The organism is Stenotrophomonas sp. TWI587 (genome assembly GCF_039674145.1).
GTDB classification, from domain to species: Bacteria; Pseudomonadota; Gammaproteobacteria; order Xanthomonadales; family Xanthomonadaceae; genus Stenotrophomonas; species Stenotrophomonas maltophilia_AY.
The window spans coordinates 231,364-244,130 of the sequence record NZ_JBDJMW010000006.1 but is presented as its reverse complement, the minus strand read 5'-3'; the positions used below and the strand labels follow the sequence as shown (position 1 = coordinate 244,130).

Here is a 12,767-nt window from a genome sequence, read left to right as displayed (position 1 = left end):
AGTTTACAGCGCTGCTTCCAGCTCCGGCAGGATCGTAAACAGATCCCCCACCAACCCGATATCGGCAATCTCAAAGATCGGTGATTCAGCATCCTTGTTGATCGCGACAATCGTGCCGGCATCCTTGATCCCGGTCAGGTGCTGGATGGCACCGCTGATGCCGACGGCCACGTACAACTCAGGCGAGATGATCTTGCCGGTCTGGCCAACCTGCAGGTCACTCGGCACGTAGCCGGCGTCCACGGCGGCGCGCGAGGCACCGACGGCGGCGCCCAGCTTGTCGGCCAGCTGGAAGATCACCTTGAAGTTCTCTTCCGAGCCCACGCCACGGCCGCCGGAGACCACGCGCTTGGCGCTCTGCAGGTCCGGGCGGTCGGTGGCACCGGCGGCCAGGCCGACGAAGCGGGTGTGGCTCGGCAGGGCCGCGTCAACGCTGGCCGCTTCCACGCTGGCGCTGCCACCCTTGGCCGCTTCCGGCCAGGAGGCCGCACGCACGGTAGCGACCACGATCTGGTCGGCCGGCACGTCCACGGTGATGATTGCATTGCCCGCATAGATCGGGCGCTTGAAGCTGTGGCTGCCTTCGACGGTCATCAGGTCGGAGACCTGGTTGACGCCCAGCAGGGCGGCCACGCACGGCATGAGGTCCTTGCCGAAGGTGGTCGAGGGGCCGAACACGTGGGTGTAGCCGGTGGCCAGCTTCGCGATCTGCGGAGCCAGCACCTGGGCCAGCGCCTGCGCATTGGCGGCGTTGGCCACGGTCAGCACCTTGGCGACGCCGGCCAGCTGGGTCGCTTCAGCGGCGGCGGCGGTCGGGTCCGCGGCCAGCACCACCACATCGATGCTGGCGCCGCTGATCGCAGCGGCTGCGCTGACGGTCTTGGCGGTGGCGGCGTTGAGCTTGCCGTCGTGGTGTTCAGCGACAACGAGGATCTTGGTCATTACAGCAACCCCTTCTGCTTGAGTGCAGCGACTAATTCGGCCGCGTCCTTGACCATCACGCCCTTGCTGCGCTTCACCGGCGCGGCGTACTGGGTGGTCTTGAAGGTATCGGCGGCTTCAACACCGAGGTCGGCCAGCTGCAGGGTCTCCAGCGGCTTGGCTTTGGCCTTCATGATGTCGGGCAGCTTGATGAAGCGCGGCTCATTCAGGCGCAGGTCGGTGGTGACCACGGCCGGGAGGTCGACCTCCAGCGTTTCCAGGCCGGCGTCGACTTCACGGGTGACCGTGGCCTTACCGTCGGCGATCTCCAGCTTGCTGGCGAAGGTCGCCTGCGGGCGCCCCCACAGCGTGGCCAGCATCTGGCCGGTCTGGTTGGCATCGTCGTCGATGGCCTGCTTGCCCAGGATCACCAGGTCCGGCTGTTCCTTCTCGACCAGCTTGAGCAGGGTGCGCGCGGCGGTGAGCGGCTGGATGGCCTGGTCGGTGACCACGTGGATGGCGCGGTTGGCGCCCATGGCCAGGCCGTTGCGCAGGTGCGCTTGGGCATCGGCCGGTGCGATCGTGGCGACCACGACCTCGGTGGCGATGCCTTTGTCACGTAGGCGCAACGCTTCTTCCAGCGCGATTTCATCGAACGGGTTGGGGGACAGCTTGACGCCGTCGGTGACCACGCCGGAACCGTCCGGCTTGACCTGAATGCGGACGTTGTAGTCCACCACGCGCTTGTACGCGACGAGGATTTTCATCTGGTGCTGGATCCTTCAATAACGGGGAAACGTCCGGTTCTTTGACTAGCAACCGGTTCGGGGGTGGGACACCGATTCTAACTGGCGCAAGGTCACCATGCGAATGCGTATGGTTGTGCTGCAGTGCGGCATGAAATCGACGGAAAACGCCTGCTGTTCACGCTTGACGGGCAGTCGTGAAGACGGACCCCATGTATCCTGTTGCGCTGAGTTGGGGCGCAGGCCGCCCCCAGCACGCACATCGAACAGGAGAATGGGTAGTGCCCACATGGCTTGTCACCGGCGGTGCCGGATTCATTGGCGGTAACTTTGTCCTCGAAGCCGTCGCGAAGGGCGTGCGTGTCATCAATCTCGATGCGCTGACCTATGCGGGCAACCTGAAAACCTTGGCTTCCCTGGAGGGCAATCCGGCACATGTATTCGTCGAGGGCGACATTGGTGACCAGGCGCTGGTTTCGCGCCTGCTGGCCGAACACCGCCCGGACGCCGTGCTGAACTTCGCCGCCGAAAGCCACGTGGACCGCTCCATCGACGGCCCCGGCGCCTTCATCCAGACCAACGTGGTCGGCACGCTGGCGCTGCTGGAGGCCGTGCGCGACTACTGGAAGGCGCTGCCGACGGACAAGGGCCAGGCGTTCCGCTTCCTGCACGTGTCCACCGATGAGGTGTACGGCACCCTCGGCGAGACCGGCAAGTTCAGCGAGACGACCCCGTACGCGCCCAACTCGCCGTACTCGGCGTCGAAGGCGGCCTCGGATCATCTGGTGCGCGCGTTCCACCACACCTACGGGTTGCCGGTGCTGACCACCAACTGCTCCAACAACTACGGCCCGTACCATTTCCCCGAGAAGCTCATCCCGCTGGTGATCGCCAAGGCCCTGGCCGGGGAACCACTGCCGGTCTATGGCGATGGCAAACAGGTGCGTGACTGGCTGTTCGTGAGCGATCACTGCGAAGCGATCCGCACCGTGCTGGCCAAGGGCCAGGTCGGCGAGACCTACAACGTCGGCGGCAACTCCGAAAAGCAGAACATCGAGGTGGTGCAGGCGATCTGCGCACTGCTCGATGCACGCCGCCCGCGTGAGGATGGCCAGCCGCGCGCCAGCCAGATTACCTATGTGACCGACCGCCCCGGTCATGATCGCCGCTACGCGATCGATGCCTCCAAGCTCAAGGACCAGCTGGGCTGGGAGCCGAAGTACACCTTCGAGCAGGGCATCGGCTTCACCGTGGACTGGTACCTGGACAACCAGGACTGGGTCAACGGCGTGCTCGACGGCAGCTACCGCCTGCAGCGCATCGGCACCACCGCCTGAGGGCGGTGATCACCAGAGAGAGGACAACCGCATGACTCAACGCAAGGGCATCATCCTCGCGGGTGGTTCGGGCACGCGCCTGTATCCGATCACCAAGGGCGTCAGCAAGCAGCTGCTGCCCGTGTACGACAAGCCGATGATCTATTACCCGCTCAGCGTGCTGATGCTGGCGGGTATCCGGGAAGTACTCATCATCAACACGCCGCACGAGCAGGCCTTGTTCCAGCAGCTGCTGGGCGATGGTTCGCAGTGGGGCATGGATATCCAGTACGCCGCGCAGCCCAGCCCCGACGGGCTGGCGCAGGCCTATTTGATCGGCCGCGAATTCCTTGACGGGAAGCCGAGTTGCCTCGTGCTGGGCGACAACGTCTTCCACGGACATGGCCTGACCGAGGTGCTCAAGCGCGCCGATGCCCGCGAAAGCGGCGCAACGGTGTTCGGCTACTGGGTCAATGATCCGGAACGTTACGGTGTGGCTGAGTTCGACAAAAATGGCAAGGTCATTGGTCTTGTCGAAAAGCCTACCGAACCTCGTTCCAACTATGCCGTGACCGGTTTGTACTTCTACGACGGCAAAGCCAGCGACTATGCGGCTGAACTTAAACCCTCGCCACGCGGTGAGCTGGAGATTACTGACCTCAATCAGCGCTACTTGGACGAAGGAGCGTTGCATCTGGAACCGCTCGGGCGCGGTTACGCGTGGCTGGACACCGGTACCCACCAGTCACTACTGGAAGCCTCCAACTTCATCGAGACGATTCAGACCCGCCAAGGTCTTCAAGTCAGTTGCCCAGAGGAAATCGCTTTTGGACAGGGTTGGATTACGTCCGATCAGCTTGAAGCTTTGGCTGCGCCGCTGATCAAGAACGGCTACGGCCAATATTTGCATAAGCTGGCAGTGCGAGGAGTTGTACCGTGAAGATCATTGAAACCAAGTTGCCCGGTTGCGTGGTTATCGAGCCGGCTGTGTTCGGCGACGAGCGTGGCTTTTTCTTCGAGACGTGGAATGCGGCCCGTTTCGGCGAACATGGACTGCCGACGAAATTCGTGCAAAGCAACGTTTCCAGCTCGGCCAAGGGTGTGCTTCGCGGCCTTCATTACCAATGGCCGCGACCGCAGGGCAAGCTCGTCAGCGTGCTCGAAGGCGAGGTCTACGACGTTGCGGTAGATATTCGCCGTGGCTCGCCAACCTTCGGTCAGTGGGCTGCTGTTGTGCTGAGTGCGGAGAACAAGAAGCAGTTCTGGATTCCGGAAGGCTTCGCACATGGTTTTGCCGTGCTCTCCGAACGGGCTGTTTTCAGCTACCTCTGCACCGAGGTGTACCTGAAGGACTTTGACGCAGGCGTCCGCTGGAACGATGCCGACATCGCCGTCGACTGGCCGATCAGCGCACCGACGCTCTCGGCCAAGGATGAGGCTGCGCCGTTCCTGAAAGACATTGCCGAGGACCGCCTGCCGGTCTACCAGCCATGACGATCCTGCTTCTCGGTGCCAACGGTCAGCTGGGTCAGGAACTGCGACGTGCGCTGGCTCCGCAGGGCACGATCGTTACGACCACGCGCAGCGGCACGCTGCCCAACGGTAACGGGTGCGAGGTGGCTGACTTCGACCAGCCCGGCTCGCTGACCGCACTGCTGGACCGCGTCCGGCCTACGCTGGTGGTCAATGCCGCCGCCTACACTGCGGTGGACCGGGCCGAGGACGACCGCGAGGCCGCTTTCCGTGCGAACGCCGAGGCACCCGGTGTACTGGCGCGTTGGTGCGCGCAGGCCGGCGTCCCGCTGGTGCATTACTCCACCGATTACGTCTTCGACGGGCAGGGCACGCGCCCCTATCGCGAGGATGATGCGACGGCGCCGCTGGGCGTGTATGGCGCCAGCAAGCTGGCCGGTGAGGACGCCATCCGTGCGGGCGGTGGGCGGCACCTCATCTTCCGTACGGCATGGGTGTATGCCTCGCACAGTGCCAACTTCCTGCGCACCATGCTGCGGGTGGGCGCGGAGCGCGACGTGCTGCGCGTGGTCGCCGACCAGGTGGGTACGCCGACGCCTGCAGCGTTGATTGCCGATGTGACCGCGCAGGTGCTGCAGCATGGCGGCGGGTTGTCCGGCACCTGGCATCTGACCGCCAAGGGCGAAACGAGCTGGCACGGCTTTGCCGACGCGATCTTTGCTGAGGCCATGGCAGCAGGCGTACTACCGCGTGCGCCGAAGGTCGAGGCGATCACCACGGCCGAGTACCCGACGCCGGCCAAGCGTCCGGCGTATTCGCACCTGGACGTGGCAAAGCTGGAGAAGGACTTTGGTATCACGCTGCCAAGCTGGCAGCAAGGCCTGAAGCGGGTCATCGCGGAATGCTGACTCAGGCGTAGAGACACGCCATGCGTGGCTGACGCGGTGTCAGGATCATAGGCAGGGCAGCCACGTATGGCGTGGCTCTACAGGCAACAAAAAACCCGGCCTTGGCCGGGCTTTTGTTTATCTGTTTGCCGTCGATCAGGTACGCCCGTAAGTATCCTCAAACCGCACGATATCGTCTTCGCCCAGATAGCTGCCGGACTGCACTTCGATCAGTTCCAGCGGCAGCTTGCCCGGGTTCTTCAGGCGATGGGTCACGCCCAGCGGGATGTAGGTGCTCTGGTTCTCTGTGAGCAGCAGCACCTCGTCACCGCGCGTGACCTCAGCCGTTCCGCTGACCACGATCCAGTGCTCGGCACGGTGGTGATGCATCTGCAGGCTGAGCGTCGCGCCCGGCTTGACCGTGATGCGCTTGACCTGGAAGCGGGCACCGTTGTCGATCGAGTCGTAGGCGCCCCACGGGCGGTACACCTTGCGGTGCCAGGTCGCTTCGGGACGGCCATCGGCCTTGATCCGCGCGACCACCTGCTTGATCTCCTGCATGCGGTCGCTCTTGCCGACCATCACCGCATCGTCGGTTTCGACCACGATCACGTCGTCCAGGCCGACCAGCGCGATCAGGCGCTCGCCGTAGGCAAAGGTGTTGCGGCAGTCGATCGCGATCACGTCGCCGTGGTGCGCGTTGCCATCCCCATCCTGTTCGGACACGTCACGCAGCGCGGTCCACGAACCGACGTCGTTCCAGCCGGCATCCAGCGGCACGACCACGGCATCGGCGGTCTTTTCCATCACCGCGTAGTCGATGGAATCCGACGGCACTGCGGCGAAGGCGTCTTTGTCCAGACGGGTGAAATCGCTGTCGCGACGTGCCTGCTGCCAGGCAGCGCGGCTGCCAGCGAGCATCGCAGGATGGAACGTTTCCAGCTCGGCCAGGAAGCGGGAGGCCTTGAACAGGAACATGCCGCTGTTCCAGAAGTACTCACCCGACTGCACATACGTGCTTGCGGTTTCCACATCCGGCTTCTCGACAAACCTGTCCACGGCACGGACATCGCCGCCGGAGGCGGCCTTGATGTAGCCATAGCCGGTTTCCGGGCCGGTCGGCACGATACCGAAGGTCACCAGCTTGCCGGAGTCTGCTGCCGGCACCGCACGCAGGACGGCGGCGCGGAACGCATTCTCGTCGGCAATCACATGGTCCGAGGGCAGCACCAGCAGCAGCGCATCATCGCCATCGCGGGTCGCTTCCAGTGCGGCCACCGCGATGGCCGGTGCGGTGTTGCGGCCGACGGGCTCCAGCAGGATCGCCTGCGGCTCCACGCCCAGCTGCTGCAGCTGCTCGGCGGCCACGAAGCGGTGCTCTTCGTTGGCGACGATCAGCGGCGCACGGCCGGCAATCGGGGCGACGCGCTGCCAGGTGGCCTGCAGCATGGTCTGCTCACCGGCCAGGGCGAGGAACTGCTTGGGGTAGGACTCCCGGGACAGTGGCCACAGGCGGGTGCCGGAGCCACCGGAGAGAATGACGGGAAGAAGGTTCTGCATGGTGGGGGTACTCGCCTCAGGCGTCCTTGAGCAACTGCGAAATTTCATCGGTGCGTGCGCGCAGCAGTGCTGCGTCACCGCGGGTTTCAACATTCAGGCGCAGCAGCGGCTCAGTGTTGGAGCTGCGCAGGTTGAAGCGCCAGTCGCCGAAATCGGCGCTGATGCCATCGGTATGGTCCAGCGACGGTGCCTGCGCAGCATAGTGCTCCATCACGCGGGCAACGGAACGCTTGGCGTCGGCGACCTTGAAGTTGATCTCGCCGCTGCAGGGGAACTTCTGCATGCGTGCTTCGACAAGATCGGCCAGCGAGCGACCGGATTCGGACACCAGCGCGGCGATCAGCAGCCACGGGATCATGCCGGAGTCGGCGTAGGCGAACTCGCGGAAATAATGGTGCGCACTCATTTCACCGCCATAGACGGCATTTTCAGAGCGCATCTTTTCCTTGATGAAGGCGTGGCCGCTCTTGCACAGCACCGGCTGGCCACCGGCTTCCTCCACCATTTCCACGGTGTTCCAGGTCAGACGCGGGTCGTGCACGATCTTGCCGCCGGGCTGGCGTGCCAGGATGGCTTGCGCGAGCAGGCCGACCAGGTAATAGCCTTCGATGAAGCGGCCGTTATGGTCGAAGAAGAAACAGCGGTCGAAATCGCCATCCCAGGCGATACCGAAGTCCGCGCCGTGCTCGCGCACGGCCTGCGCGGTGAGTTCGCGGTTTTCCGGCAGCAGCGGATTCGGAATGCCGTTCGGGAAGCTGCCATCGGGTTCATGGCAGATGCGGATGAACTCCAGCGGCAGGTGCGGGGCGAGCAGATCCACGATCGTGCCAGCGCCACCGTTGCCGGCATTGACGACCAGCTTCAGCGGCTTGAGGGCCTTCGGCTCGATGTAGCTGAGCAGATGCGCGATGTACTCGCTCTTGTCCGGGTGCGATTGCAGGCCGGCGCTCGGCGCGGCGGCAGGCGCCTTGTCGGCCTCGACCGCGTCGGAAATCGCGAACAGGCCGGTATCGGAGCTGATCGGGCGTGCCTGCTCCTTGACCAGCTTCATCCCGTTGTAATCCATCGGATTATGGCTGGCGGTGACCATCACGCCACCGGCGGCCTTCAGGTGATCGACCTGGAAATAGACTTCCTCGGTTCCGCACAGGCCGATATCGAGTACCTCTCGGCCGGCGCCGCGCAGGCCGGCAGCTAGAGCGTCCTGCAGGGCACCGCTGGTCAGGCGGACATCGTGACCGACGACCACCGTGCCGGGCGACAGCTGCGCCGCCAGCGCCACACCGATGCGGCGGGCTAGATCTTCGTTCAGTTCATCCGGAACCCGGCCGCGGATGTCGTACGCCTTGAAAGCGGGGAGCGTCATCTTTTCAGTCCTTCTGACAGTCAGCGCAGTAGTTTAGCCGCTGCCGTGTATGGGAATCGTTTTCACCGGGGCGGGTCGAGGCAACGCAGGACCCCGGGGCAGGGGAAAGGCTCGGGCAATGGCTACAATGGCCGCTTACATCAACGAGGTGAGGGCGTAGATGAGCAAGTCCCCAGACAACGCCGGGCGACGTGGCAAGCAGTACGCCAGTGCGGCCGAGGCGCTGCAAGGTGCCATCGCCGATGGTCAGACCCTGGCGGTCGGCGGGTTCGGCCTGTGCGGCATCCCCGAGGCACTGATCGCCGCGCTGCGCGATACCGGTGCCAAGGATCTGACCGTGATCTCCAACAATGCGGGCGTGGATGGCTTTGGCCTCGGCCAGCTGCTGGCGACCCGCCAGATCCGGAAAATGATCTCGTCCTACGTGGGTGAGAACAAGGAATTCGAGCGCCAGTACCTGGCCGGTGAGCTCGAACTGGAGTTCAATCCGCAGGGCACCCTGGCCGAGCGGCTGCGTGCCGGCGGCGCCGGCATTCCTGCCTTCTTCACCGCCACCGGCTACGGCACGGTGGTGGCCGAGGGCAAGGAAACCCGCGAGTTCGATGGCAAGCACTACGTGATGGAGACGGCACTGCGGGCCGATGTCGCGCTGGTCAAGGCGTGGAAGGCCGATGCGGCCGGCAACCTGGTGTTCCGCAAGACCGCGCGCAACTTCAACCCGGCCTGCGCGATGGCCGGCAAGCTGTGCATCGTGGAAGTCGAAGAGGTGGTGCCGGTGGGCAGTATCGACCCGGACCAGGTGCATCTGCCGGGCATCTACGTGCACCGCATCGTGCACAACCCGCAGCCCGAGAAGCGTATCGAACAGCGTACCGTGCGCCAGGAGGCGAACTGAGATGGCCTGGACCCGCGATGAAATGGCACAGCGCGCCGCGCGCGAGTTGACCGATGGCGCCTACGTGAACCTGGGCATCGGCCTGCCGACCCTGGTCGCCAACCACATTCCCGACGGCGTGGATGTCTGGCTGCAGTCCGAAAATGGCCTGCTGGGCATCGGCCCGTTCCCGACCGAGGTGGAAGTCGACGCCGACCTGATCAATGCCGGCAAGCAGACAGTGACCGCACGTGCGGGCGCCAGTTACTTCGGCAGCCACGACAGCTTCGCGATGATCCGCGGCGGCCACATCAATCTGGCTATCCTCGGCGCGATGCAGGTCACCGACAAGGGCGATCTGGCCAACTGGATGGTGCCGGGCAAGATGGTCAAGGGCATGGGCGGGGCGATGGATCTGGTCGCCGGCGTGCAGCGCGTGGTGGTGCTGATGGAGCACACCGCCAAAAGCGGCGAGCACAAGATCCTGCCGGAGTGCACGCTGCCACTGACCGGCGTCGGTGTGGTGGATCGCATCATCACCGAGCTGGCCGTGTTCGATATCACCGACAAGGGGCTGGTGCTGGTCGAGGCGGCCCCGGGCGTGGGTATCGATGAGCTGAAAGAAAAGACCGGCGTGGTGTTCAGCGACTGACCGGTCCGGAGACACCGGCCGCGATTTTGCCGCGGCCGGTGAAACTGTCTTCCGTTGCGAGCGTTTCCAGCCAAGGGCCAGCAGACCAATGTCCATCGGCCAGGCACTGAAGCGGCAGCAGCACACCCTTGGGGTCGAAGTTCAGGTGTTGCACATCCTCTCCCAAGGCCGCGCAGGTGTCAGCGATGAAGGCCAACGCCCCCTGATGGACCTGGGCAAGGGACGCCTGACCGGCTGCTGACAATTCTGGCGGCGCGAACATCGCCTCGCGTTCATTGTCGGTGTTTTTGAAGCCGCAGAATTGACCGGTTGGCGCTGCCAGCAACGCTTCAAGCAGCAGGTCGTGGGCAAGAATCGGCGAGTCCTCGTCCGGCGCCGTACGCGCGTCGTGATACCGGGCTGCGGCCCAACCATGTCCCTCCACCTTCCGGGCGGTGGCACGCAATGCAAAGTACGCTCCGCCCAAGGGGCGTTCAATGATGCTCGACAGATAGGTCTGGATGGTGCCGGCGTAGCCGATATCTGCGACCAGGGCTGCATCGTCTCCAGCGGTCTCGCGCCAATAGTCCATGTAAGCGTCGCGTTCGCGCGCTGAGAGGATCAGCAGGGAGGGGAGCGCTGGCGCCAGCATCGCGATGGCCTGATCCAGCATTTCAGGTAGATAGATGTCGCGATATGCCAGGGTCCCCACCTGCTCACGTACGGCCACAGCGGCCTCTTCGCCCAAGCGTGAGGCAACAAGGTTCACCAAGGGGCCCGTATACGTACCGTGCAGCAGCCGCTCAAGATCGCCTGCTTCACGCAGGCTGGCCATGCCAGCGGCGCGTCGGGAGACCAAGAGGTAAGACGACGTCAGCGATTGGAGAGCAGGTGCGCTGCCGGCCAGGATGTCCCATGCTTGCTGCAGCAAGAACCCCTCGCGGCTGAGGAAGAGCAACGTTCCGACCTCGCGCTCTTTCGCGAGCTTCGCCAGCCAGACCAGGTAATCCAGAACCACAGGCCCCAGAACGGTGTATCCAGCACTGCAGGCATCCAGTGTGGGGCGCGGCGAGAGATGTGTCGGATTTCGATCGCCCACTGCGGCGAAATGGTTGGCGAGCAGACCCCGCCACAACTGCTCAGGCCACGGTGCGTTGAGTCCGGCTGCATGCCGAAGCGGGCGCAGCGCCGGCACCATGTCCAGCAACGCCGAAGGCCGAACGATATGAACGGGGGAAATGAGGCCGCGCAACTGAGGAATCTGCACGTCGGCGTGTTCGTTGTCGCCTACATGCAGCCAGCGTTTCATCGGGACGCCTTCACGCTGTGAGATCGAGGTCCATGTGGCGGGATCGTCCTTGCGCATCGCTGTCTCGCACGACACCCACCATTCCGAGGTGAGCGCCAACACGGCAGGCGGCAGCACCCGTCTGAGCAATGTGGCCGGCAGGTACATGTCCGATAGCGCGACAAGGCGTTTGCCTCGCAATGCCTGCATGGCCGCCAGCACTCCTTCGCGCGGACGGAGTAGACGCTGCTCGGTGGTGACTTCCAGTTCCAAGAGCGCCTGCGGATCCACGGGGGATTCCAACGCAGGGAACTGCGCGTAGATCTCCGAAAGTGTGGGGTCGCGTCCGCTTGAAATGCGCGCGCGCTCCTCCGCTAGCTGGCGGGCGCCAGAGAAATCATCGACGTCGAACTGGGCCAGGGCCTTGAAGGAGAGATAATCACGCGAAGCGTGGGGTGACAGGAACGGACGTGTCACCAGCGTATCGAATACATCGGTAGTGACCAGGTCCGCATCCAGCGCAGAGAGCCGGATGCGGGTGGCAACCGGTGTGGCGAACGCCGCTGTCCAGTTGCGCTGCCCTTCGCTGATCAGGTGCGGTGTGTCGCCCGGGGCAAGTACACCCACAAGCAGACCCTGGTGACGCGTGATGGTGGCCAGAAGGCGCTCCACTGCATGCTGCAGGGTGCCATCCACTTGGCCGGTTTCGGCGGGGAAATCGCTGGTAGTCAGATTCAATGCGAAGAGGGGGCGCAGCGCGTCGACCCGTGCCCAGAACATGGAGCCTGCCGGATAATCGATGTAGGCAGTGTGGTCTACTTCCATGCCCAGCTGTGCCGCCAATGCTGCGCAGACATCGGCGTTGCTTAGCCATGTGTGGGCCCAGGGCGGAAGGCTTTCATAGGTTTCCGGGTAGACCATACCCAGGCGCGGATCGGCGGCGAACATGCCCAGAATCCAGGCGACCCGCGTCTCGCTTCCCAGCAGCGAACGCAGCAGGTAACGCCGCCACTGCTCCTGCTCGCTGCCCGTGTACAACGACTTCTTGGTGTGGATATGGCCGACGATATCCAAGGCCATGATTTCGGCGCGGAACGTGACCAGCAGCGGCGCGATATCGCGACCCCGATTGGGCACAACGCGAACGTGCAATGCAGAAAGATGGGGAAGCCTTGCAAAGCGCTCTTCGGCCTGGACCTTGGCCATATCGTCCATCACGGACACGAGCAACTTGAACGGCAAGGGGATGTGCGCCAAGAGCTCGGCGAACTCTTCTATCAGATCTGGGTAGTACACATGCGCCATGAGCCCGACGCGCTGCTGGAACCGGGCCAGGGGCACGGGTGCGGGAAACAGGTGCTCCACTGGCTGCGGAACCTGGATCCGTGATGCACTGGCCTGCTTGAATCGATTGACGAGCCCACGAACACCCATCGCAGAGGCGACCTTGAAAGCGCGCCGCAGGACCGACCACAGCCCGGTCAGCCCACCGCCATGTCGGGAGACCGCTTGGCTGGCTGCACGGACCGCGCGGTTCACAGAGGAGGTCATCGCATCACATCCTGGTGGCGCGCAGCGAGCGGCGCTGGGGCAGCGACGTGGCGCGCGCTGGGCACAGCCTCGCTGGTAGCCGGCGCGGTGTTTGAAGCGCTGAGGCGAAGTGGGGCCATGGGATGCTCTTTCAACGATGCCGGTCCGGCAGACG

At 64.1% G+C, this 12,767-nt stretch carries 11 protein-coding genes; 6 read left to right on the top strand and 5 right to left on the bottom strand.

The features are described from left to right. Positions 1 to 3: 3 nt before the first annotated feature. Positions 4 to 942, bottom strand: a complete 939-nt coding sequence (locus ABE464_RS12340) for an electron transfer flavoprotein subunit alpha/FixB family protein (protein ID WP_346472191.1) — start codon at positions 940 to 942, stop codon at positions 4 to 6. Then, complete coding sequence (locus ABE464_RS12335; protein ID WP_070426566.1) at positions 942 to 1,688, bottom strand: electron transfer flavoprotein subunit beta/FixA family protein; 747 nt, start codon at positions 1,686 to 1,688, stop codon at positions 942 to 944. Before ABE464_RS12335 ends, ABE464_RS12340 begins: the two co-directional genes overlap by 1 nt. A gap of 260 nt (positions 1,689 to 1,948) precedes the next feature. Here ABE464_RS12335 and rfbB point away from each other — a divergent pair, with 260 nt between their 5' ends. Genes rfbB through rfbD form a run of 4 tightly spaced genes read left to right on the top strand, consistent with a single transcriptional unit; the run spans position 1,949 to position 5,364 of the window. Then, on the top strand, positions 1,949 to 3,004 hold the full coding sequence (gene rfbB / locus ABE464_RS12330) for a dTDP-glucose 4,6-dehydratase (protein ID WP_346472190.1): 1,056 nt from the start codon (positions 1,949 to 1,951) through the stop codon (positions 3,002 to 3,004). Positions 3,005 to 3,035: 31 nt separating this feature from the next. Then, positions 3,036 to 3,923, top strand: a complete 888-nt coding sequence (gene rfbA, locus ABE464_RS12325; RefSeq protein WP_346472189.1) for a glucose-1-phosphate thymidylyltransferase RfbA — start codon at positions 3,036 to 3,038, stop codon at positions 3,921 to 3,923. Next, complete coding sequence (gene rfbC / locus ABE464_RS12320) at positions 3,920 to 4,477, top strand: dTDP-4-dehydrorhamnose 3,5-epimerase (RefSeq protein ID WP_346472188.1); 558 nt, start codon at positions 3,920 to 3,922, stop codon at positions 4,475 to 4,477. Before rfbA ends, rfbC begins: the two co-directional genes overlap by 4 nt. Continuing rightward, positions 4,474 to 5,364, top strand: a complete 891-nt coding sequence (gene rfbD / locus ABE464_RS12315; RefSeq protein ID WP_346472187.1) for a dTDP-4-dehydrorhamnose reductase — start codon at positions 4,474 to 4,476, stop codon at positions 5,362 to 5,364. The genes rfbC and rfbD overlap by 4 nt, the downstream gene beginning before the upstream one ends. 135 nt (positions 5,365 to 5,499) lie before the next feature. Here the strand turns inward: rfbD and ABE464_RS12310 are convergent, their stop codons facing one another. Further along, positions 5,500 to 6,903, bottom strand: a complete 1,404-nt coding sequence (locus ABE464_RS12310; protein ID WP_346472186.1) for a mannose-1-phosphate guanylyltransferase/mannose-6-phosphate isomerase — start codon at positions 6,901 to 6,903, stop codon at positions 5,500 to 5,502. Positions 6,904 to 6,919: 16 nt separating this feature from the next. Further along, positions 6,920 to 8,269: a phosphomannomutase gene (locus tag ABE464_RS12305; RefSeq protein ID WP_346472185.1), complete on the bottom strand. Its 1,350-nt coding sequence runs from the start codon at positions 8,267 to 8,269 to the stop codon at positions 6,920 to 6,922. Positions 8,270 to 8,429: 160 nt separating this feature from the next. Between ABE464_RS12305 and ABE464_RS12300 the strand changes: the two genes are divergently transcribed. Beyond that, on the top strand, positions 8,430 to 9,164 hold the full coding sequence (locus tag ABE464_RS12300) for a CoA transferase subunit A (RefSeq protein WP_346472184.1): 735 nt from the start codon (positions 8,430 to 8,432) through the stop codon (positions 9,162 to 9,164). 1 nt (position 9,165) lies between these two features. Then, positions 9,166 to 9,795: a CoA transferase subunit B gene (locus ABE464_RS12295; RefSeq protein ID WP_346472183.1), complete on the top strand. Its 630-nt coding sequence runs from the start codon at positions 9,166 to 9,168 to the stop codon at positions 9,793 to 9,795. Here the strand turns inward: ABE464_RS12295 and ABE464_RS12290 are convergent. Continuing rightward, positions 9,785 to 12,613 (bottom strand): rhamnan synthesis F family protein, encoded by a 2,829-nt coding sequence (locus tag ABE464_RS12290; protein ID WP_346472182.1) that lies wholly within the window; start codon positions 12,611 to 12,613, stop codon positions 9,785 to 9,787. The two genes, ABE464_RS12295 and ABE464_RS12290, sit on opposite strands and share 11 nt — an antisense overlap. Positions 12,614 to 12,767: the final 154 nt, after the last annotated feature.

Bases quoted from the DNA above. Each gene is read 5' to 3' on its own strand.
- ABE464_RS12340 (WP_346472191.1), bottom strand. From the start codon at position 942: ATGACCAAGATCCTCGTTGTCGCTGAACACCACGACGGCAAGCTCAAC.
- ABE464_RS12335 (WP_070426566.1), bottom strand. From the start codon at position 1,688: ATGAAAATCCTCGTCGCGTACAAGCGCGTGGTGGACTACAACGTCCGC.
- rfbA (WP_346472189.1), top strand. From the start codon at position 3,036: ATGACTCAACGCAAGGGCATCATCCTCGCGGGTGGTTCGGGCACGCGC.
- rfbD (WP_346472187.1), top strand. From the start codon at position 4,474: ATGACGATCCTGCTTCTCGGTGCCAACGGTCAGCTGGGTCAGGAACTG.
- ABE464_RS12310 (WP_346472186.1), bottom strand. From the start codon at position 6,903: ATGCAGAACCTTCTTCCCGTCATTCTCTCCGGTGGCTCCGGCACCCGC.
- ABE464_RS12305 (WP_346472185.1), bottom strand. From the start codon at position 8,269: ATGACGCTCCCCGCTTTCAAGGCGTACGACATCCGCGGCCGGGTTCCG.
- ABE464_RS12300 (WP_346472184.1), top strand. From the start codon at position 8,430: ATGAGCAAGTCCCCAGACAACGCCGGGCGACGTGGCAAGCAGTACGCC.
- ABE464_RS12295 (WP_346472183.1), top strand. From the start codon at position 9,166: ATGGCCTGGACCCGCGATGAAATGGCACAGCGCGCCGCGCGCGAGTTG.
- ABE464_RS12290 (WP_346472182.1), bottom strand. From the start codon at position 12,613: ATGACCTCCTCTGTGAACCGCGCGGTCCGTGCAGCCAGCCAAGCGGTC.